The sequence below is a fragment of the Sorangium sp. So ce448 genome (assembly GCF_051520915.1).
Classification (GTDB): Bacteria; Myxococcota_A; Polyangia; order Polyangiales; family Polyangiaceae; genus Sorangium; species Sorangium cellulosum_B.
In genome coordinates, this window is the sequence record NZ_CP150343.1 from 11550790 (window position 1) to 11569718 (window position 18929).

The window sequence follows — 18929 nt, forward strand, 5'->3', positions numbered from 1 at the left end:
CCGCGCCGGCGGCTACATGCTGCCCTCGTGCAACCGTCCCAGCGGAGCGGCCGCCCCGATCGGGCGGCCCGGGGGGCAACCGCGCCGGCGCCGACGCCGGGGCCGGACAACGCGCCGCGCCACGACGACCGCGGCGAGCGCACGGGCGTGACGGGCGGGACCGGCGAGCGGCAGCCGGGCGGTGGGGGCCAGCAGAAGCTCTTCTCGGCCCGGGAGGTGGCGGGCAACGGGGCGGCGACGGTCGAGGGAGAGGTCGTCCGCGTCACGTACGAGAGCGAGTCGAGCGGCTTCCGGGTGCTGCGGGTGGAGGTCACCCCCGGCGCCCCGCCGGAGGTCTGGGTCGGCGTGGTCCCGCAGGTCGGGCCGGGCACGCGCGTGCGCGCGACGGGGCGTTATGAGCGCGATCCCAAGCACGGCGAGCAGCTCAAGGTCGAGACCCTGCTGCCGATCGCCCCCGCCACGCTCGATGGGCTCGAGCGCTACCTCGGGTCCGGCATGGTGCAGGGCATCGGCCCGGCGTACGCGAAGCGGATCGTGGAGGCGTTCGGCACGGAGACGCTGGAGATCCTCGACCGGTCGCCCGAGCGGCTCGCCGAGGTCCCCGGGCTCGGCCAGCGGCGGGCGCAGGCCGTCGCGAAGGCGTGGGCGGCGCAGCGGGCGATCGGGGCCATCATGATCTTCCTCCAGGCGCACGGCGCCTCCCCGGCGCTGGCGAGCCGCATCTACAAGCGGTTCGGCCCCCACGCGATCGACATCGTCTCCCGCTCCCCGTACCGGCTCGCGCTCGACGTGTGGGGCATCGGCTTCAAGACCGCCGACCGGATCGCGCGCTCGATCGGCGTCCGGGCCGACTCGCCGGAGCGGGCGCAGGCGGGCGTGCTGCAGACGCTGGTCGATCTGTCGACGCGCGGCCACACGCTGGCGGCGCGGCCGGAGCTCGCGGAGCTCGCCGCGGCGATGCTCGAGCGCGACGCCGCCGAGGTCGACAGCGCGATCGACGCGCTCGTGGCGAGCGGCCATGTGCGGGTCGAGACGCTCGAGAGCGGCGAGGTCGCCGTCTACCCGAAGGACCTCCACGAGGCCGAGGTGCGGCTCGCGCGCCGGATGCGCTCCTTGCTGGGCGACGGCGAGGACGGCGCGGCGCCCGAGGCGCGGCTCGTGGAGGGCGTCGACGCGGCGATCGCCGCGTTCGAGGCGAAGACGCAGGTCTCGCTGGCGCCTGCCCAGCGGGACGCCGTGGCGCAGGCTGCGCGGAACAAGGTGCTGGTCATCACGGGCGGCCCGGGCGTGGGCAAGACGACCATCGTCCGGGCCATCCTGGCGCTCTTCGACCGCGCCCGGCTCCCGGTGCGGCTCGCCGCGCCCACGGGCCGCGCGGCGAAGCGGATGAGCGAGGCGACGGGGCGCGAGGCCGTCACGCTCCACCGCCTGCTGGAGTTCGACCCCAAGCAGCGCAAGTTCGGCCGCCAGCGAGGCCGGCCTATCGAGGCGGGGGCCATCGTGGTCGACGAGGCGTCGATGCTCGACCTGGCGCTCGCCGACGCGCTCCTGCAGGCGACGTCCGACGCCGCGCGCCTCGTGCTGGTGGGCGACGTCGATCAGCTCCCGTCGGTGGGGCCGGGCGCGGTGCTGCGGGACGTGATCGCCTCCGGCGAGGTGCCCACGGCGCGGCTCACGCAGATCTTCCGCCAGGCCGAGGGCAGCCTCATCGTCCGGAACGCGCACCGGATCCACGACGGCGAGCCGCCGGAGGGCGCGCGCGGGCCCGGCGGCGAGTTCTACGTGATCGAGCGGATCGAGGCCGAGGCGGCGGCGGATCTGATCCTCCACCTCGTGACGGAGCGCATCGGCAAGGGGTTCGGGCTGGATCCGCGGCGCGACGTCCAGGTCCTGACGCCGATGCACAAGGGCGAGGCGGGGGCGATCACGCTGAACGCGCGGCTGCAGGCGGCGCTGAACCCCGAGGGCCCGAGCGTCACGCGCGGCGCGAGGACGTTACGGCTCGGCGACAAGGTGATGCAGCTCCGCAACGACTACGACCGTGAGGTGTACAACGGCGACGTCGGCTTCATCACGGACGTGAACACCGAGGAGCGGAAGCTCCAGGTGCGCTTCGACGATCGCGAGGTCAGCTACGAGGAAGCGGAGATCGACGAGCTGACGCTCGCGTACGCGACGAGCATCCACAAGAGCCAGGGGAGCGAGTATCCGGCGGTGATCGTGCCGATCCTCACCCAGCATTTCGTGATGCTGTCGCGCAACCTCATCTACACGGCGGTGACGCGCGGCAAGCGGCTCGTGGTGCTCGTGGCGGATCCGCGGGCCGTGTCGCTGGCGCTGGCGGAGACCCGCCGTGAGGAGCGCCGCACGCACCTCGCGGAGCGGCTGCGCAGCGGCGCGCCGGCGCGCGCTGGATCGGCGCGCACGCTCGAGGCACCCCTCGCCGCCGGCCCACGACTCGACTAGGACGGCGCGCGGCGAGGGAGAGGGCGAGCGAGATGGGCGTCCGAGACGGCGATAGCGACAGCGAGCACGACAGGACTCACACGAGCGACCGCGACGCGGCGACGGCGACGCGAACCGCAGCGGCGCAGCCGGCTTCGAGCGCGGGGACCGCGGCGAGGTTCACGGTCGCGACGCGCGGATTCACGGGTGGAAGCGGTGGAGGCGGTGGAGGCGGCGGAAGCGGAGGAAGCGCGTCTGACCCGAACGCGATGGCCGCGATGAGGCCGCGCGCGCTCCGAGCTCCCCCGTTGCCCGGCTGGGCCCTCCCTGCTAGCGTTCGCGCCCCTTCTACACGAACTACGGCCCCCATCATGACGGCGCGCAGGGTACCGGGGCGAGGCTGGGCGATGCCTGCGCCTCGGCGCGCGTGGGGGAGAGATCTCGGAGCATCGACGATGACGACCAACGGACAGCAGCAGGCGGGTGGGCTCAACATCACCGGAGGGGCGGCGATCGTCGCGCCCGTGAGCGCGTTTCCGAACGGCGTGCCGGGGAACGCGCTCATCGTCATCCCGATGAACAAGCCGACCGACGAGCTGAAGGGTTTGCTCGAGCAGGGTCCCGCGGCGGTGACCCTCGAGCAGATGTGGCAGCTCCTCGGCTTCAACGGGCCGGCGGTGCAGGTGCAGGACGATCAGGGGCGCCCGATCGCGATCGGCCTGGAGGACCTGCTCGCGGGGCTCGAGAAGCACTGGACCGAGCAGCCTGACGACCTGAACCGCGGGCGCATCTACGCGCAGGAGCTCCTCAAGCACAACCGGCTGGCGCGCGCCGAGCAGGTGCTCTCGAAGGTGGTCGCGAAGGGCGGCACGGGCGACGACTGGCTCGCGCTCGGCATCGCGCAGCTCTCGCAGGACAAGCACGACAAGGCCGAGGGGACGCTGAAGGGCGCGCAGAACCTGCTCAAGGACAACCCCTACCCCTCGCTGCACCTGGCGAAGCTCTACCAGGCGAAGAAGGACGACGCGAAGGAGCGCGAGTTCATCGAGAAGGCGCTCTCGATCGACGTCGACTGTATCGACGCGTGGGCCTACCTCTTCCAGTACGAGAAGCAGCGCGGCGACGAGGCGAGCGCGGTCGCCGCGATCGAGAAGTTCTCGGCCGACAAGAAGACGGCCGCGCCGTACATCGCGATCCAGGGCTTCTACGCGGCCAACGAGGAGACGCGGGACAAGGCGGTCGAGTACGCCAAGAAGGCGGTCGCGCAGAACCCGGACAACCCGCTGGCGCTGCTCTGCCTGTCGGCGCTCTACGGGCAGAAGAACGACCTCGAGGCGGTGGTCCGCCTGCTCCAGCCGCACGAGGCGAAGATGAGCCGCGACGTGCGCCTGGCGAACAACTACTTCGAGGCGCTGTTCCAGTCGCGCCAGCTCGAGAAGGTGACCAAGCTGCTGAATGCCCTCGCGGGCTCTCCGAACAAGGAGGTCAAGCAGTTCGCCATCGAGCGGTCGCGCGCCGTTGCTCAGTACCTGCAGCAGCAGCAGCAGCAGCTCGCCGCGGCGGCCCAGCCGGCGCAGCAGCGCAAGACCTGACGCGCACCACGTGGGGGAGCGCCGAGCGGCGCTCCTCCGCTGCCCTCGCCGCTCGCCGTCTGCCGGCGCTCAGTGACCGACGCCGCTCCCCGTCTGCCGGCGCTCAGTGACCGAAGGCGCGGCGGATGGCTTCGGCGATGCCGCCGCCCACCAGGCCGTCGGCCTTCAGGCGGTCCGTCGCCGCCTGCTTCACCTGCTCGGGCGCCTGCGCCATCGCGAACGAGCGCCCCGCCACCTCGAACATCGGCACGTCGTTGAGCCAGTCGCCGACGACGACCACGTCCGACAGCTCGCAGCCGTGGTGCTCCGCGAGCCACGCGATCGCCGTGCCCTTCGTCGGCCCAGCGGCCCGGACCATCATCGCGAAGAGGCTCGTCTGGTCGTCCCTCATGAGGGGGAACGAGACGACGAAGGCCGCTTCACCGAGCTCGGCTCGGACCTCCTCGACGGCCGCCGCGACCTGGAGCTCGGTCCCGAGCGCGACCAGCGCGAGCAGGCCGTGGTCGTGCTCCCAGTACGGGTGCGACGAGACGCGCTCGACCTCGGCGATGGCGTGCGACCAGCCCCGGACATAGTGGACGTGCGGCGCGCCGGTCGCGTCGTGGACGATGCTGTCCTGCGCGAAGAGGAACGACGCCGTCGCGTGCCGCTCGGTGATCGAGCGCAGCAGGGACGCCTCGGCGCCGGAGATCGTGCGCGAGTACAGATGCGCGTCGCCCTCGGTATGCACGATGTGGCTGCCGTCGACGCACGCGATGGGGCCGAGCACGCCGATCCGCCGCGCGACCTCGCGCGTCCCCGAGTACAGACGCCCGGTCGCGATCGAGACCGGGACGCCGGCTTCCTGGAGCCGCTGGATGGCGCGGAGGTCCTCGTCGTGGATGGACCCATCACGACGGACGAGGGTCCCGTCGACGTCGAGGGCGAGGAGTTTGTAGGTCGTCACCGCGCTTGAGTAGCTCGGAAGCGCGCGGAGCGCAGCAGGCGGGACGGGAGGGGACGGTTCAGGACGCCCTCCCGGTGAGGAAGGCTCAGGAAGCCGGGTAGACCGACACCTGCTTCTTGGTGTTGGACTTCCACTCGTACGTGACGACGCCGTCGACGAGGGCGAAGAGCGTGAAGTCGCGGCCGGTGCCGACGTTGTGGCCGGCGTGGATCGAGGAGCCGACCTGCCGGACCAGGATGTTGCCAGCGCGCACGGGCGCCCCGGCGTACACCTTGACCCCACGGCGCTGTGCGCTTGAGTCGCGGCCGTTCCTGGAGGAGCCGCCGCCTTTTTTGTGAGCCATCTCTACTTCTCCTGCTAGGCGGTGATGCCGGTGATCTTGAGCTCGGTGTACGGCTGGCGATGGCCGTTCTTGCGGCGGTAGTTCTTCCGCCGCCTGAACTTGAAGACCACGATCTTCTTGCCGCGGTCCTGCCCGGTGATCTCGGCGGCGACGGAAGCGCCGCTCACGAGGGGCTTGCCAACCTTGGGAGAGTCACCGCCGACGAGGAGCACCTCGCTGAAGGTGACCTTGTCACCGGCATTGCCGACAAGCTTCTCAACCCGGAGCTTCTGACCTTCGGCGACCCGATACTGCTTGCCGCCCGTCTTGATGACCGCGTACATGGTGCGTCTTCCTCAACCTGGGGACCGCGATCCCTCGCCATACGCCACGCAAATGGCCCTCGATCGGAGGACCCGGTGAGCGAGGGAGCGGCAGTATACGGACCTTCTCCGGCTTGGCAAGTGCTTCGCAGCGGCGTCGCCCAGGTTCTTCGCCGGAGCGACGCCCGCGCCCTCCGCGCGCGGGCAAGGCCCTGGAAAGCCCCTGGCAAAACGCTGCCCGGGCCGCTCGGCGGTCGTGGCGCGGGTCGCGCGCGTCGCGTATCGCGCGCCTGCTTCGCCCTCACGCCTTGGTGAAGACGAACTTCTCGTCGACCACGTCGACCTGCATCGTCTGGCCGGGCTGGTACCCGCCGGCGAGGATGGTCTCGGCGAGCGGGTTCTGGAGCTCGCGCAGGATCGCCCGCTTCAGCGGGCGAGCGCCGAGGCTCGGCTCGTAGCCGAGCTCGACGAGCCGGGCCTTCGCGGCGTCCGTGAGGGCGAGGCGGATGTCCTTGTCCGCGAGCAGCTGCTCCAGCCGCCGGAGCTGGATGTCGACGATGCCCCGGAGGTCCTCCTTGCTCAGCGCCTTGAAGACGACGATGTCGTCGACCCGGTTCAGGAACTCGGGGCGGAAGAACCCGCGCAGCTCCTCGAGCAGGACGTCGCGGATCGCCTCGCGCCCGTCCTCCGTGGTCCAGAGCTTGGCGTCCGTCTCGAGCACGCGCTTCGACCCGATGTTCGAGGTCATGATGACGACCGTGTTCGAGAAGTCGGCGAGCCGCCCGCGCCCGTCGGTGAGCCGGCCGTCGTCGAGGATCTGGAGCAGCAGGTTGAACACGTCCGCGTGCGCCTTCTCGACCTCGTCGAACAGGAGCACGCTGTACGGCCGGCGCCGGGCGGCCTCGGTGAGGAAGCCGCCCTGCTCGCTGTCCGCGTAGCCCGGGGGCGCCCCGATCAGGCGCTGGGCCATGTGGCGCTCCATGAACTCGCTCATGTCCATGCGCGTCAGCGCCTGCTCGTCGTCGAACAGGAACTCGGCGAGCGCCTTCGCGAGCTCCGTCTTGCCGACGCCGCTCGGGCCGAGGAACAGGAACGAGCCGATCGGCTTGCCCGGATCGCGCAGGCCGACGCGCCCGCGGCGCACCGCCTTCGCGATCGCGCGCACCGCCTCGTCCTGACCCACCACCCGCTGCGCGAGCCGCGCCTCCATCTTGAGGAGCTTCTCGGCCTCGCCCTCGAGCATCTTGGCCACCGGGATGCCGGTCCAGTCGTTGAGCGTCGCCGCCACGTCCGACTCGGCGACGACGTTCGAGGTCGGCGCGACCCCCTCCCGCTGCGCGGCCTCCTCCGCGGCCTGGAGCCGCCGCCTGATCTCCGGGAGCGTGACGTGCTCGAGCTCGCCGATCTTGGCGAACGCCTTGTCGCGCTGGGCAGCCTTCAAGGCCTCCGTCGCGGCGACGAGCTCCCGGCGAATGGCCTGGCACGCCGCGATGACGCCGCGGCGCGACGCGTTGCGGCTGCGCATCGACGACGCCTTCGGCTCGATCTCCGCGAGCTCCGCCTCCAGGCGCGTGCGGGTCTGGACGCTGAGCTTGTCGTCGTCGTCCACGAGCGCGGCGATCTGGGCGCGGAGCGCGTCGACACGCCGGGTCAGCGTGTCGAGCTCGGCCGGCACGCCGTCGACCTCCACCCGCTTGCGGGCGGACGTCTCGTCGAGCAGGTCCACCGCCGTGTCGGGGAGCGCGCGGTCCGAGATGTACCGCTTGGCCAGCGCGACCGCCGAGGTGATGGCGCTCTCCCCCACGCGGACGCGGTGGTGGGCCTCGTACTTCGTGGCGATCCCGCGCAGGATCTCCGTCGCCTGATCGATGCTCGGCGCCTCCAGCGTGATCGTCGAGAACCGCCGGATGATCCCGGGATCGCGCTCGTTGATCTTGCGCACCCCCTCGGGCGTCGTCGTGGCGATGATCCGGATCTCCCCGCGCGACAGGAGCGGCTTCAGGAGCTCGCCCACGCCGGCGCCCTGCACCCCCTGGCCGAAGAGCGCGTCGAGATCCTCGACGACGAGGATGCTCTCCGCGTCCTGCTCGCCGCGCAGCCGATCGACAAGGACCTTGAGGCGCTGCTCGATCTCCCCGCGGAGCTTCGCCCCGGCGACGAGCGCGCCGGTGTCGAGCTCGTAGAGGTGGGCGCCCGCGAGGTTCGTTGGCACGTCGCCGTGCGCGATCCGGTCGGCCAGGCCCCGGATGAGCGCGGTCTTGCCCACGCCGGGCTCGCCGACGATGAGGGGGTGGTTCTTGAACCGCCGCTCGAGGATCTGCAGCAAGCGGCGCGCCTCGACGTCACGGCCGATGACCGGGTCGAACCGCCCTTCACGCGCGTCGGCGACGAGGTCCCGCGTGTAGGGCGCGGGTTGACCCGGCTCGGCCGCGTTGGCCGGCGCGGGCGAGGGCTCCCGCGAGGCCGCCTCCAGCGCCCCGAGGTGCGGCCGGAACGCGCCCGGACCGATGCCGAACGAAGAGAGGATCTCCCCGGCAGGCCCGCGGATCTCCTGGGCGAGCGCGTGCAACAGGTGCTCGATGCCCACGTTCTGCGACTTGTCCCGGGTCGCCTCCCGCTCGGCGCGCCCGAGCAGATCGAGCAGGCGAGGGCTCACGTACGCAACACCGCTGCTGCCCGCCCTGGACAGCTTCTTCAGGGCGTTCTCGGCGAGCTGGAGCACCTCGTTCGGGTCGGCGCCCGCCCGCCGAAAGACCTCGGACACGCCCCGATCGCGCTCCAGCAACCTCATGAGCAGGTGCAGCGGCGTGACCTCCGCGTGCTGGCGCTCGTCCGCGATCTGCTGTGCGCCGGCGACGACCTGCTTCGCGTCGCCGGTATAGCGATCGAGGTGAATCGTGCCCTCTTTCTCGGCCATGCGCGCAGCCTACCGCAAGGTGGAGCCCTGTGCGCTTGCATCTTTGGCGTGCCCGGGAAAGGAAAGAGGACGAGATGCCCATGCAAGCAGCCGAAGTCACCATCTACGTCACCGACTACTGCCCATACTGCGCCATGGCGAAGCGCCTGCTGACGCAGAAGCAGGCGCGCTTCACGGAGATCAACGTGGAGAACCGCGACGACCTCCGCGCCTGGCTGGTCAAGGCCTCCGGGCAGCGGACGGTTCCTCAGATCTTCATCAATGGAGCCAGCATCGGCGGATTCAGCGACCTCTCGGCCCTGGACAAGGAGGGGGGGCTCGATCCGCGCCTCGGTGAGGCGCCCAGCGCGGACGCACCTCCCATGCCGCGCTGAGCGACGAGGGTGGCTGAGGTACGACGGAGAATCCTCGTCGGACGCACCCCTCGGGCCCCGCCGGCGAAGGTGCACCCCGGCGTGAGGAGGTGATAAGCTGCCGCGCGGGGACGGGGCGCAGCTTTCTTTGATGCGGTTCGTCCAAAGGGCTTCACGGGCTTCGTCAGCTTCCCCCACGTCGAACCGCCATGCCTAGCAGCACCGACACCACCGCCGCAGCGACCCAGCCGGTCGAGGGGGCGCTCGTCGGAAAGCGGGTTCAGAAGTACGAAATCGTACGGACGATCGGGCGTGGCGGGATGGGCACGGTCTACGAGGCGGTGAATACCGCCATCGGCAAGCGCGTCGCGATGAAGTTCGTCGACGGCGATCTCGCGCAGAACAAGGACGCGGTGGCACGGTTCCACCGCGAGGCGCAGGCGGCCAGCGCCGCCGAGAGCGCGCACATCGTCGAGATCTTCGACGCCGGCTTCGCCGACGACACCCCCTTCCTCGTCATGGAGCTGCTCCGGGGTGAGGACCTGGGCCACCGCATCCGGCGCTGCGGCAGGCTCGATCTCGGCGAGGCGCTCCACGTGACCGCGCAGCTCCTCCGCGGCCTCCACCGCGCCCACGAGGCGGGCATCGTCCACCGCGACCTCAAGCCGGACAACGTCTTCCTTGTCGACCGCGACGACGACCCGAACTTCGCCAAGATCCTGGACTTCGGCATCTCGAAGATGCGCCGCGCCGACGGCGCTCCGGCCCACACGTTGACCCGGCAGGGCACGGTGCTCGGAACGCCGTTCTACATGTCGCCGGAGCAGGCGCAGGCGATGCCCGACGTGGACGGCAGGACCGACCTCTGGGCCGTCGGCGCGATCCTCTACGAGTGCCTCACGGGACACCCGCCGCACAGCGGCGGCTCGTACGAGCAGGTGATCGTCAACATCTGCATGAAGGACGCCCTCGACGTGCGGATGAGCAACCCGGCCGTCCCCGAGCCGATCGCCCGCGTGATCGCGAAGGCGCTCACGCGGGACAGGGACGCGAGGTTCTCCTCCGCGCGAGATTTCCTGGACGCCCTCGTCGCCGCCGCCGGCGGGCTCCTCGCGTCACGGCGCAGCTCGAGCGACGAGCTCGGAGCGCACACGACGAGCGCTCCTGGCGCCCTCGGGCAGACGCCGGCGAAGCAGACACCGGGTGATCCGAGCATCGGGCTGGATCCGACGCTCGAGGTGCACGGGAGCGGCTCGAAGGTGGGCTGGTCGAGCAGCGGGTCCACGGGCGCGCGCGGCCCGCGGCGGCTCGCGTTCGCCGCGGTGGCGCTTGTCGCGCTGGTTGGCGGGCTCGCCGGCGCGGTCCTTCACGCGCGCCGCTCGCCGGAGGCAGGCACGGTGGCCACCGCGCCTGCGCTGCCCACCCAGGTCTCGGTCGAGCTCCGGACGAACGCCGAGGGCGCCCTCTTCACCGTCGACGGCGCGGCGCTGGCCGATCGCACGCTGCGCGGCCGCACGGGCGAGACGAAACGTGTGCGGATCGAGGCCTCCGGCTACACGCCCGTGGACAAGGAGGTGACGCTCCAGGACGGCAGCTCCCCGATCGACGTCCTGCTCCACCCGCTGCCGGCGGCCGTGACACCGGCGCCGCCTCCGGCCGAGGCCACGACCGCGGCGCCCGTCGCGCTCGCTCCCAGGCCCAAGGCCGAGCCGACCCCGAGGAAGGCGACGGCGCTCCCCTTCGCGGCCCGCCCCAGGGACGCTGGCGCCGGGGCGAAGGCCGCCGGTCCGGCGCAGGCCGCCCCGGCGGTCGCGACGCAGAAGCCGGCGGGGGTCGCGGCTGGTTTGCAGCTCAAGGTCGACTGAGGCGGGATTGGGCAGATCACACGGACGACTCACGCTGGCGCTCTGCGCGGCGACGCTCGGCCTGGCCGTGCAGCTCTCGCCGGCGCTCGCGCAGGTCGAGCCGTACCGGCAGCACATGGAGAACGGCATCAAGCTGTTCCAGGACAGGAACTACCGGGCCGCGGTCGTCGAGTTCGAGGCGGCCTACAAGGAGAAGCCGAAGGCCAGCCCCCTGTTCAACATCGCGCTCGCCGAGAAGGCCCTCTTCAACTACCCGAGGGCCATCGCGGCGCTCGAGCGCGCGCTCGCGCAGCACCGCGACACGATGGATGAGGGCGACGAGAAGACGGCGCGCAGCGCCATCGAGGAGATGCGCGCGCTCCTCGCCCATCTCACGATCGAGCTCAGCCCACAGACCGCCACGCTGATCATCGACGGCGAGGAACAGCCCCCCTCGTCCTCGGGGACGCGGGTCGTGGAGCTCGGGCCGGGGGTGCACCGCATCGGCGCGCGCGCCGAGGGGCACGCGAGCGCCGACGAGAGCGTCACCGTGGCGAGCGGTGAGCGCGACAAGAAGGTGAAGCTCGCGCTGGTGCCGGACAGAGCCCCCGCGACCCCGGCGGCGCAGCCGTTCACGCCGCCCCTGCCCCCTCCGCCGAAGCCGGTGCCCCTCTCGCTCCCGCCCCAGGGCTACTACGTGATCGGCGCCGCGTCGTTGCTCTGGCCGCTCGGCCACCCGCGAGCCTTCCCGGCGCCGGAGGCGAACAGCGGCGGGGCTGGCTCGATCCGGGTGGGATACCGCGTGAACACCCCCGCGGCGTTCGACGTGATGCTTCAGTACGCGAACATCGCGACCGGCTCGGACGATCCCGCTTACCCGAACGCCAGTTACACGCTCGGCTCGACGCGCCTCGGTCTGAACGTCCGCCTGATGACCCCTGGGCAGACCTGGCGGTTCGTGGGCTCGATCGGGGGCGGTCTCACCTACGATTCCGTGAAGTTCGACAGCATCAAGACGCAGGACGGAGACATCTGCAAAGGCCTGTGCCAGAAGGCCGCCGGGGTGAACGCGTTCGTGTTCTCCGAGGTGGGCGTCGAGCTGGACCTCGGGGGCGTGCTCCTCGGGTTCTCGCTCGACAGCTACTTCCAGTCGTCGCGCGGCATCAGCTACAAGAACAACGATCAGGACGACGTCACGCTCTACTCGGCGGTGCTGCTGCAGCTGGGGGGCAGTTTGCACGCCGGCTATGCGTTCTGGTGATCGGCCTCTGCCGATCCCGGGCGCTCGTTCCATCCTTGTTCTGCCGCTTGACGGATGTATCCTCGCACGCCCTCGCGGTGAGCCGTAGAGGGTTCGCCGCGCTCTCCAGCGGGGAGCATGGGCCGGGGATCGGCTGCCGCCGTCCCCTTCAACGTCAGCGGGGGATCGGCTGCCGCCGTTCCCTTCAACGTCAGCCGGGGATCGGCTGCCGCCGTCCCCTTCAACGTCGGCCGGGGATCGGCTGCCGCCGTCCCCTCAAGGGGTGACCATGTCGCAGGATGCCATCACGTCGTTGCTCAAGGAGACGCGCCGGTTCGAGCCGCCGGCCGAGTTCTCGCGTCGTGCGCGCGTCGGCGCGCAGGCGACCTACGAGGCGCTCTACCGCGAGAGCATCGAGCAGCCGGACGCGTTCTGGCGCCGGGAGACGAGCGACCTCGTGTTTCGCACGCCGTGGACCACGACCAGCGACTGGTCCCTGCCGCACGCCAAGTGGTTCCTCGGCGCCACCCTCAACGTCACGGAGAGCTGCCTCGATCGACACCTGACGACGGCCACCAAGAACAAGGCCGCCATCATCTGGGAGGGCGAGCACGGCGCCACGCGCACGTTGACCTACGCCCAGCTCCACCGCGAGACGCTGCTGCTCGCCAACGCGCTCAAGCGGCTGGGGATCGAGAAGGGGGACCGGGTCGCGATCTACATGGGCATGGTCCCCGAGGTCGCCGTGGCGATGCTCGCCTGCGCGCGCCTCGGCGCGGTGCACACCGTCGTGTTCGGCGGCTTCGCCGCGGACGCGCTCCGCGACCGCATCCACGACAGCCAGGCCAAGCTCGTCATCACGCAGGACGGCGCGTACCGGCGCGGGCAGGTCGTGCCGCTGAAGGCGACCGTCGACAAGGCGCTCGCGCAGCCGGAGGCGAAGAGCGCGACGCGCGTCGTCGTGTACCAGCACCTCGGCAAGGAGCGCTGCGAGGTGCAGATGACGGAGGGCCGCGACGTCTTCTGGCACGACCTGCTCGCCGGGGCCGCCCCGGCCTGCGAGCCGACGGTCGTCGACGCCGAGCACCCGCTCTTCATCCTCTACACGAGCGGCTCGACCGGGAAGCCCAAGGGGGTGCTCCACACGACCGCCGGCTACCTCGTCGGCGCGCACGTCACGACGAAGTACGTCTTCGATCTGCGCGACGACGACGTCTACTGGTGCACCGCCGACGTCGGCTGGGTGACGGGCCACAGCTACATCGTGTACGGCCCGCTCTCGAACGGCGCGACGTGCCTCATGTACGAAGGCGCCCCGAACTTCCCCGACTGGGGCCGCTTCTGGAGGCTGATCGAGAAGCACGGGGTCACCATCCTCTACACCGCCCCCACGGCCATCCGCGCCTTCATGCGGCAGGGCGACGAGTGGCCCGCGAAGAGCGATCTGTCGAGCCTCAGGCTCCTCGGCTCGGTCGGCGAGCCGATCAACCCCGAGGCGTGGGTCTGGTACCACCGGACCATCGGCGGCGGCCGCTGCCCGATCGTGGACACCTGGTGGCAGACGGAGACGGGCTCGATCATGATGACCACGCTGCCCGGCGCGTCGTCGTCGAAGCCGGGGTCGACCGGGCTGCCGATGTTCGGCGTCGTGCCCGAGGTCGTGACGAAGGAAGGCAAGCCCGTCGCGGCGGGCGAGGGCGGGCTGCTCGTCCTGAAGCAGGCGTGGCCGTCGATGCTGCGCACGGTGTGGGGCGACGACGAGCGCTTCCGCAAAACCTACTTCAGCGACGTCGAGGGCTGCTACTTCACCGGCGACGGCGCGCGCCGCGACGAGGACGGCTACTTCTGGGTCGTCGGCCGCATCGACGACGTGCTGAACGTGGCCGGCCACCGCATCGGGACGGCCGAGATCGAGAGCGCGCTCGTGTCTCACCCCTCCGTCGCAGAGGCGGCCGCGGTCGGTCGCCCGGACGACCTCAAGGGACAGGCGCTCGTGGTGTTCGTCTCGCTCCGGCCGGGGGTGAAGGCCGGGCCGGAGCTCCAGGCAAAGCTCGCCGAGCACGTCGCCAAGGAGATCGGCAAGTTCGCGCGCCCCGACGCCATCCGCTTCGCGGACGCACTGCCGAAGACCCGCAGCGGCAAGATCATGCGCCGGCTCCTGAAGGACGTCGCCGCTGGTCGAGAGCTGACCGGCGATACCTCGACGCTCGAGGACCTGAGCGTCATGGCGAAGCTCCGCCAGCAAGAAGACGAGTGAGCCCCGCGGCGGCGCAGGGGCCCGGCCGTGCCCCTGGGACCGACGCGAAGGCGCCGCGCGCGACGGCGCAGCGCCTGCTCCTCGGCGACGGGGAGGAGCCCCTATGGAAGAGCTCGATCCTGCGGCTCTTCCGCCGCGCTCGGCCCAGGGAAGAGCGACGGCGGCCCACGACCGGCATCCCGCGGCTTACGGTCGGATCACCTCGTTCGCGCCGGAGAATTTGATCCTCTGCATCGTCGCGGAGGATACTCTGGGGCGAGGGCGCGCTTGGAGCTCGAAGCTGGAACCGTCGTTGCGAACCGCTATCGCATCATCCGCCAGCTCGGCCGCGGCGGCATGGGCGAGGTGTTCGCCGCGGAGAACATCCGCACCGGCCGCCAGGTGGCGATCAAGCTCCTGCGCGCGGAGTCGAAGGCCAAGTCGTCCGCGGCCGAGCGGTTCCGGCGCGAGGCGCGCGCCGCCGGATCCATCAACAGCGATCACGTCACCGAGATCCTCGACGTCGAGGAGGACCCCGAGCACGGCATCGTCCTCGTGTTCGAGCTGCTCGAGGGCGAGTCGCTGATCGATCGGCTGAAGCGGACGGGGCCGATCGATTTCGAGGAGCTTCACCCGATCATCGAGCAGGTCTGGATGGGGCTCGCCGACGCGCACCGCGCCGGGATCATCCACCGCGATCTGAAGCCGTCGAACGTGTACATCGAGGCGCGCCCCGACGGGTCGAAGCGGGTCAAGATCCTCGACTTCGGCATCTCCAAGCTGCCGAAGGAGATGGGAGCGGAGACCCTGACCGAGATGGGCCAGAGCCTGGGCACGTTCTCGTTCATGCCGCCCGAGCAGATCGGCAAGGCGAAGACGGTCGACCACCGCGCGGACATCTACGCCTGCGCCACGATGATCTACCAGTCGATGAGCGGCCAGCTGCCTTACCAGGCGCGCAACCTGCTCATCATGGTCGAGATGAAGCAGAAGACCGACGCGCGGACGCTGGCCGAGGCGATGGACGGGCCCGTCGACCCGCGCCTCGAGGCGTTCCTCGCGAAGGGGCTGGCGCGGGAGCCCGCGGACCGATTCCAGAGCGCGCTCGAGGGGCTCACCGCCTGGCGGGAGCTGCGGCCGGCGAGGAGCTCCAGCCATCCGGTCAGCGGCTCACCCATCTCCACGCTGCCGGCGAGCAACGCCTCCGGCCATGCGCGAAGCTCACCCATCCCGCCAGCGCACCCGAGCTACAAGCCCCCGTCCTCCGGCGCGGTCAAGCTCCCGGTGCCGCCGGTCGACCCCATCTTGATCCGCACGGCGACCGACCCGGGGGCGCAACCTCGGGTCGAGACCCTGGTGCGCCCGCACGGCGAGCCTGAGCGGCCGGCCCGCCCCCTCGGGGAGCCGCCGCTCATGCAGAACGAGGGCCAGCTCTCGCCGTACATGCCCGGCGGGCGCGCGCCGGGCGGGCAGGCGGCGGTGGCGCCCGTCCAATGGACCGGCCCGAACGGCACCATGGTGCTCAACAACGCGGTCCGAGAGCTCGTGCCCCCGCTCGTGTCCCACCCCGTGACGCCGCGGACTCTCCCGGATTTCTCCGAGGACAGCTCGGGCGGGTCGACGACCGCCCAGGGTCCGACGCTCGTCTACAAACCCGTGCGGCCAAGCATGGGCTCGGTGAACCTGGGGCCTGCCACCGCCGGTGAGCCAGAGCCGATCGAGCAGCGGCCTCCGGCGCCGCCGCCAGCGCGGACGCTTCGAACCATCGTCTATGTGCTCGCGGCGATCCTGTTCGCCGTCGTGGGCTTCCTCCTCATGGGGTATGCCCTCGAGTACCTGGACATGCCGAAATAGGCCGCGCGCAGCGGCTCCGCGTCGGACGTCCCGCTCTCCGCCGCGCGAGCGATCCGCGGCCGGCGCGGCTCACAGCACCTCGTCCGCGGCGCGGCCCTGGGCCGGTGAGCGCGCGGCGGGCAGCGCGATCCGGAACCGCGTTCCCCCCGCCTCGCGCGGCTCGCACGAGATCGTGCCGCCGTGCGCCTCGATGATGTCCCGCGTGACCGCGAGCCCGAGCCCCGTACCGCGCTGCTTCGTCGTGAAGAAGGGGTCGAAGATCGACGCGCGCAGCTCCTCCGGCACGCCGGGGCCCGTGTCGTCGACCGCGATGGTCGCGGCGCCGCTCGAGAAGCTGACGCTCACGACGATCTCGCCGCCCTTCGGCATCGCCTCGCGCGCGTTGCGGAGCAAATTCAGGAGCGCCTGACGGATCTGCGACTCGTCGAGGAGGATCTCGGGCCCCGCCTCCTCCACCTCGACGCGGACCGCGACGCCGGCGCGGTCGAGCTCGGGCCTCACGAACGCCACCAGCTCCTGCACCAGGTCGTCCACCCGCTCTGGCTCCACGCGCGGGCGGGGGCGGCGTGCGACGCTGAGGTACTGCTCCGCGATGCGAGACAGGCGATCCACCTCGGCCCGGATGGCGGTGACGAGCTGCGCCGACTCCTTCATCACCGGCCTGAGCTCCGCGTCAGGGGTGTCCGCGGCGGAGGCGCGAGCCACCTCCTCCTCGAGCAGCTCCAGGTTCAGCCCGATCGACGACAGCGGGTTCCTGATCTCGTGCGTGACGTGCGCGGCCATCTTCCCGATCGCCGCCAGCCGCTCGGCGTTCACGAGCTCGGCGCGCGCGCGGCGGATCGCGGCGACCATGTCCTCGAACGTCGTCGCGAGCTCGCCGATCTCGTCGTTCGTCGCCAGCGCCTGCTTCGGGGTGAGGTCGCCGCGCGCGACGGCGTTGGCCCGCTCGGTGACCGCGGTCAGCGGGGCGAGCACGCGCCGCGCGTACAGCGACATCATCACGCCGACGAGGAGCGTCAGCACGCCCAGCCCGAGGAGCAGGTGCATCGAGCGCTCCTCGCGCAGCTCCGCCTCGTCGGTGAGGCTCGCCATTTGCCCCTCGACGCGGCTCCTGATCGCCCGCAGCCGCTGCGCGCCCTCGACCTCTCGCTTGACCAGCTCGTCGCGCGTGCGCTCCGCGAGGTCGCGGTCGCCGACGGCGAGCGCCTGGAAGAGCTGGGCGAACCGCTCCGGGCTGGCGCCGACGAGCCGCTCGATCGCCGCCACCTCGGCCGCGACCTCGTCGCTGAACCGGCGGACGCCGGACGACGCGGCCGCCTGCCCGACGCGGGCGTCCACGCCGGTCGCCTTCTCATCGGCGCCGGCGAGCGCCCGGGCGGCGTCCTTGACGATCGAGAACGCGAGCGGGCGGGTCCGCCTCGCGGTCTCGATCCACTCGCGCACGTCCCCCGGGTTCTTCGCGGCCGTGATGTGGTTGAGCTGGGCGTTGAAGACGTTCTGCTCGGCCAGGACCTCGCCGATGCGGAGCAGCAGCGGGACGTACCCGGCGCGCAGCAGCTGGGCGTCGCGCGAGGCTGCCCGCAGCGCCTGGACGCTCCAGCCGACGGTCAGCGCGAAGGCGGCGAGCACCACGAGGTAGCTCGCGAGGAGCCTCCCCGCGACCGTGCGCCGCTTCTGGGGCGCGCGTTCCTCCGGCCCCGCGGCGCCGCCGCGCGCCTCGTCCGCGGCTGGCGGCGGCGCGGTCATCGCGGCGCGACGGCCCGCGCGACGAGGCTCGCGAGGTCCTCCGCCGGCTCGCCCCGCATCCTGAACCGCTGGAGGCTCTGCGCGCAGTGCGTCACGAGCAGCCCGCCGCCGAGCGCGCGGTGCTCCTCGATCCTGGCGTCGGCGATGGCGGCGGACGACGCGGGGCGCGTGGCGGGCAGGAGACCGCCGCCGCCGCTGCAGTCGGCGTGCTCGCGGCGGTGGATGAACTCCTCCGGCGGGCGCCCCGTGATGCGGGCAAGGATTTCCCGGGGCGCGTCGTAGCGATCGAGGCCGCGCCCGAGCTGGCAGGGGTCGTGGTAGCGCACCCGCCGCTCCGACGCCGATCGCTGCAGCCTGTCGAGCGACGAGCGCGCGAGATCGACGAACAGCTCCGGGGCCGTCACGCTCACCCCCGCGCGCGGGTACTCGACGCGCACGGCGCGCGCGCAGCCGGGATCGACGGCGACGAAGCGCCCCCCGGGCGCGACCTCCGCGGCGAGCCGCCGCGCGGCGGCCTCGAAGCCCGGGCGATCGCCGGCGTACAGGAGCGGCAACCCGCAGCAGGCGCGCACCGGGCGGGCCGGGGCGCCCGTCAGCGCTTCGGTCGCGTCGAGCGCGTCGCGGGCGACGTCCGGCGCGTGACGTTCGTAGCCGCAGCCGAGCAGCACGTGGACCGCGTCGGGCGCGGCCGCGGCCGATCGAGAGCGCGCGTCGAGCTCACCCGCGCGGGCCTCCTCGCGGGCCGAGAAGCGCTCCGCGACGCGCCTGGCCCCCTCCGGCGCGAGATCGCGCGCGAAGAGCTCCGCGCGCGCGTCCGTCAGCACGGTGGCCACCTCGTTCTTGTGATCGCAGCGCTCGCGGCACCCGAAGCACGCGGAGCACGCCCAGGCCGGCTCGGCGTGGCCTGCGTCGAGCGGCACGTCGCCGCGCGCGGCGAAGTACGCCATCGACATCTTCCCCCACGGCGTCACCGTCTCGTTGGCCTCGACGTTCGACACGGGGCAAGCGGCGCGGGAGAGCTTGGGGCAGTAGACGCACTTCTCGAGCGACGTCCGGTGCGGCTCGAGGAGCTTCAGGCGGAGCTGGGACACCGTTCGAGTCTCTCCATCCG

Annotated in this window: 13 protein-coding genes; 7 read left to right on the forward strand and 6 right to left on the reverse strand. The window is 71.7% G+C overall.

Going from position 1 to position 18929, the window contains the following annotated elements; genetic code table 11:
- Positions 1 to 27: 27 nt before the first annotated feature.
- Both recD2 and WMF45_RS43635 read left to right on the forward strand, forming a co-directional pair.
- The gene (gene recD2, locus WMF45_RS43630; protein WP_437712527.1) at positions 28 to 2466 is read left to right on the forward strand and encodes an SF1B family DNA helicase RecD2; all 2439 of its coding nucleotides are present in this window, start codon (positions 28 to 30) and stop codon (positions 2464 to 2466) included.
- Positions 2467 to 2900: 434 nt separating this feature from the next.
- The gene (locus WMF45_RS43635; RefSeq protein WP_437712529.1) at positions 2901 to 4037 is read left to right on the forward strand and encodes a tetratricopeptide repeat protein; all 1137 of its coding nucleotides are present in this window, start codon (positions 2901 to 2903) and stop codon (positions 4035 to 4037) included.
- Between the two features lie 103 nt (positions 4038 to 4140).
- Here the strand turns inward: WMF45_RS43635 and WMF45_RS43640 are convergent, their stop codons facing one another.
- The 4 genes from WMF45_RS43640 to WMF45_RS43655 all read right to left on the reverse strand — a co-directional run bounded on the left by WMF45_RS43640 (position 4141) and on the right by WMF45_RS43655 (position 8545).
- Complete coding sequence (locus WMF45_RS43640) at positions 4141 to 4983, reverse strand: HAD family hydrolase (RefSeq protein ID WP_437712531.1); 843 nt, start codon at positions 4981 to 4983, stop codon at positions 4141 to 4143.
- Positions 4984 to 5068: 85 nt separating this feature from the next.
- Positions 5069 to 5326 (reverse strand): 50S ribosomal protein L27, encoded by a 258-nt coding sequence (gene rpmA, locus WMF45_RS43645; RefSeq protein WP_272102141.1) that lies wholly within the window; start codon positions 5324 to 5326, stop codon positions 5069 to 5071.
- 14 nt (positions 5327 to 5340) lie between these two features.
- On the reverse strand, positions 5341 to 5649 hold the full coding sequence (rplU, locus tag WMF45_RS43650; RefSeq protein ID WP_437712533.1) for a 50S ribosomal protein L21: 309 nt from the start codon (positions 5647 to 5649) through the stop codon (positions 5341 to 5343).
- 280 nt (positions 5650 to 5929) lie between these two features.
- Positions 5930 to 8545, reverse strand: coding sequence for an ATP-dependent Clp protease ATP-binding subunit (locus WMF45_RS43655; RefSeq protein ID WP_437712535.1), 2616 nt, complete (start codon positions 8543 to 8545; stop codon positions 5930 to 5932).
- A gap of 80 nt (positions 8546 to 8625) precedes the next feature.
- On the opposite strand from WMF45_RS43655, the gene grxC reads away from it, so the two are divergent.
- The 5 genes from grxC to WMF45_RS43680 all read left to right on the forward strand — a co-directional run bounded on the left by grxC (position 8626) and on the right by WMF45_RS43680 (position 16072).
- Positions 8626 to 8919, forward strand: coding sequence for a glutaredoxin 3 (gene grxC, locus WMF45_RS43660; RefSeq protein WP_044966993.1), 294 nt, complete (start codon positions 8626 to 8628; stop codon positions 8917 to 8919).
- Positions 8920 to 9107: 188 nt separating this feature from the next.
- Complete coding sequence (locus WMF45_RS43665; RefSeq protein WP_437712537.1) at positions 9108 to 10763, forward strand: serine/threonine-protein kinase; 1656 nt, start codon at positions 9108 to 9110, stop codon at positions 10761 to 10763.
- A 7-nt stretch (positions 10764 to 10770) separates the two neighbouring features.
- Positions 10771 to 12003, forward strand: a complete 1233-nt coding sequence (locus WMF45_RS43670) for a hypothetical protein (RefSeq protein WP_437712538.1) — start codon at positions 10771 to 10773, stop codon at positions 12001 to 12003.
- A gap of 268 nt (positions 12004 to 12271) precedes the next feature.
- Positions 12272 to 14239, forward strand: coding sequence for an acetate--CoA ligase (gene acs / locus WMF45_RS43675; RefSeq protein ID WP_437712540.1), 1968 nt, complete (start codon positions 12272 to 12274; stop codon positions 14237 to 14239).
- A 267-nt stretch (positions 14240 to 14506) separates the two neighbouring features.
- A complete protein-coding gene (locus WMF45_RS43680; protein ID WP_437712541.1) occupies positions 14507 to 16072 on the forward strand; it encodes a serine/threonine protein kinase in 1566 nt (521 codons plus the stop codon).
- Positions 16073 to 16141: 69 nt separating this feature from the next.
- Here the strand turns inward: WMF45_RS43680 and WMF45_RS43685 are convergent, their stop codons facing one another.
- Positions 16142 to 17818, reverse strand: coding sequence for an ATP-binding protein (locus WMF45_RS43685; RefSeq protein ID WP_437712543.1), 1677 nt, complete (start codon positions 17816 to 17818; stop codon positions 16142 to 16144).
- Complete coding sequence (locus tag WMF45_RS43690; protein ID WP_437712544.1) at positions 17815 to 18909, reverse strand: (Fe-S)-binding protein; 1095 nt, start codon at positions 18907 to 18909, stop codon at positions 17815 to 17817. The genes WMF45_RS43685 and WMF45_RS43690 overlap by 4 nt, the downstream gene beginning before the upstream one ends.
- Positions 18910 to 18929: the final 20 nt, after the last annotated feature.